The 2,455-nt window shown below is 35.0% G+C and carries 3 protein-coding genes and 1 pseudogene; all 4 read right to left on the reverse strand.

What is annotated here, in order from left to right; genetic code table 11:
• Window positions 1–29: 29 nt before the first annotated feature.
• Window positions 30–272 (reverse strand): glycerate kinase, encoded by a 243-nt coding sequence (locus V7147_RS25320; RefSeq protein ID WP_438824645.1) that lies wholly within the window; start codon window positions 270–272, stop codon window positions 30–32.
• Window positions 223–1,170: a glycerate kinase family protein gene (locus V7147_RS23695; RefSeq protein ID WP_335370255.1), complete on the reverse strand. Its 948-nt coding sequence runs from the start codon at window positions 1,168–1,170 to the stop codon at window positions 223–225. Before V7147_RS23695 ends, V7147_RS25320 begins: the two co-directional genes overlap by 50 nt.
• 38 nt (window positions 1,171–1,208) lie before the next feature.
• Window positions 1,209–2,153: an acetamidase/formamidase family protein gene (locus V7147_RS23700; RefSeq protein ID WP_335370256.1), complete on the reverse strand. Its 945-nt coding sequence runs from the start codon at window positions 2,151–2,153 to the stop codon at window positions 1,209–1,211.
• Between the two features lie 37 nt (window positions 2,154–2,190).
• Window positions 2,191–2,455 (reverse strand): annotated as a pseudogene (locus V7147_RS23705) (ABC transporter ATP-binding protein); the annotation flags it as partial.

A 2,455-nucleotide genomic window follows, 5' to 3' on the forward strand; every position in this document is an offset into this window, starting at 1 on the left:
ATCTATAGATAATGAAAGAGATTCACTTATTAAAGTGAATCCCTCTGAAATATATTTTTTTTGTCCCTATTTTGCATAGTGAATTTTAATAATCTAGCAATATTCCGTGTTTTATGAAGTAATAATTTTTCACTGTTTTTTATAGATTCTTCTAAAGATAATGGGCCACTTGATATTGAATGCATACTTTCAAAAACTGAATATAACTGTTCTAAGTCACCTTCAACAGAACCTGAAATTAAAATAGTTGGAACACTGTGGTTCTTTGCAATATTCGCGACTTCGAAGGGAAGTTTGCCTTGAAGAGTTTGTTGATCTGTNNTCCATTATCTTCTCTTTAAGATTTAAATGTTTTGCTATGAGTTTTGCTCCAGATTCGATTTTAGCTCCAATAGATAATAAGGCAAACCCTAATCCCCCTGCAGCACCTGCCCCCTTCATATTCATTAAATTTTTCTGGAGGTGAGATTCAATACATTCTGCATACCTTTTAATACTATTATCCAACTTATTTAGTTCAGAATCTTTTACCCCTTTTTGTGGACCAAAAATATAAGTTGCACCATTTAAACCACATAAAGGATTCTCCACATCACTTGCAACACGAATATCTGATTGCATTATCCTTCTATCTACACCACTAAAATCTACAAATTCAATTTCATCAAAAACATACGGATATGGAGCTAATTTTATTCTATCTTTATTTTCAAAACTAACTCCTAATGCTTGAAGTAGCCCAATACCAGCATCATTTGTTGAACTTCCACCAAGACAAAATATAAATTTTCTGTAACCAGAATCTAGAGCATGCTTTACACACTCCCCAATACCAAAAGATGTTAGGTAATACGGATCACGTTTATTGTCAGGTACTGACGTATAACCAGCTATTGAAGCCACTTCAATTACTACAGTTTGACTATTATTTAATACACCATACAATCCTACTGTTTTATTTCCTAATGGACCCGTAATTTCAACTTTAACCTTTTCTCCCATGGTAGAAAATAATAGAGCATCTATCGTTCCTTCTCCACCATCAGCCATTGGTAATACATCCACAAAAACGCCTGGAATTTCATCGATTATGGCTGATTTTATTATTTCTCCAACACCTTGGGATGATATACTTCCCTTAAATGAATCAGGGGCAACTAAAATCCGCATTTAATACCTCCAGTCTAATCCTCCTAAACTCTTATTTATTAATTATTATCAATAAACGCATATTTCTTTTCAATCTTGGCAACTAGAGAATAATAAGTGTCCACCATATTACCAACTGAAAGCTTCCCTATTTGAGTTAGGGCTTGGTAAGCCTCGAGTTTTTCCCATCCAAGTTCAACCATCCATTCAATTAGTTCTGCATATGCAATACGTGCCGCATCTTCCATAGGTCTTGCGCTTCCAACTACCATAAGTTCAGTTGGACTTTCAATCCTAGGCCATTTAATGGACTTTCCTTTAATTAGATCAAACTTAATTCTTACTTTCCCTGTAATTTCCAATGCAACACCACATAATTCACCTTCCCCTTGTCCTGCATGGCAATCACCCGTATAGAAATACGCTCCAGGTACATTTACTGGTAAATATACTGTATTTCCAGGTTTAGTTTCAGGTACATCCATGTTTCCTCCATGACTAAAAGGTGTAAGGGCTGATACCGCTTCTAGGTTTGGTGCTGTTCCAATTGTCCCCATAAATGGACGCCATGGAAAACTTAATTGTGTATTATTTACTAACATCCCATCAATTAGTTTATAAATCCACACTTTTTCTGGTAGTGGATCGTGCAGCATTCTAGTCATTGGTGTAGCCGTTAATCCTCCAAAGTATGGGTTAAGTATACTTACTGCCCAATCACGTGTCGGCTCGATGTCAATTATGTGTGCTAATAGTGTATCTCCGGGTTCTGCACCTTCGATGTAAATAGGACCAGTTTGTGGATTTAAATATTCTCCTAAGATCTTTGATGGAGTATCCGTTTCCTTTGTAATACGACTCTCAAACGCATCTTCTGTATAAATAATAACTTCTTCACCTGGTTTTACCCTTGCAACTGGATCTAGGTATGGGCTAAAAACATAACTGTGTTTTCCAGGTTGTTTAATTATTTTTACTTCTTTCACTTGATTTACTTCTTCCATTACTATCATCTCCTATTTATATATAAATTTATAAATGCTAAACAGATAAATACTTTTGAAATAATTCTGGTGTAAATTCACTAGCGTCATGTTTACCAACAATGCTGCCTTTATCCATCGCATAGCAAGTATCAGTTAAAGTTTTTATTAGACCAATATGTTGTTCAACTAAAAGAACAGTCAGCCCTAAATCTTTGTTAATTTGATTAATAATTTCACCAATACTTTGAATGATATTGGGTTGAATTCCTTCGGAAGGTTCATCAAGCAAGAGTAAATCCGGATTCCCAATTAACGCTCTT

Source organism: Bacillus sp. JJ1521, assembly GCF_036965165.1.
Classification (GTDB): domain Bacteria; phylum Bacillota; class Bacilli; order Bacillales; family Bacillaceae_L; genus Ferdinandcohnia.

What these genes read in the sequence shown, in the direction of transcription:
- V7147_RS23700 (WP_335370256.1), bottom strand. Translation starts at nt 2,153, where the DNA reads ATGGAAGAAGTAAATCAAGTGAAAGAAGTAAAAATAATTAAACAACCT.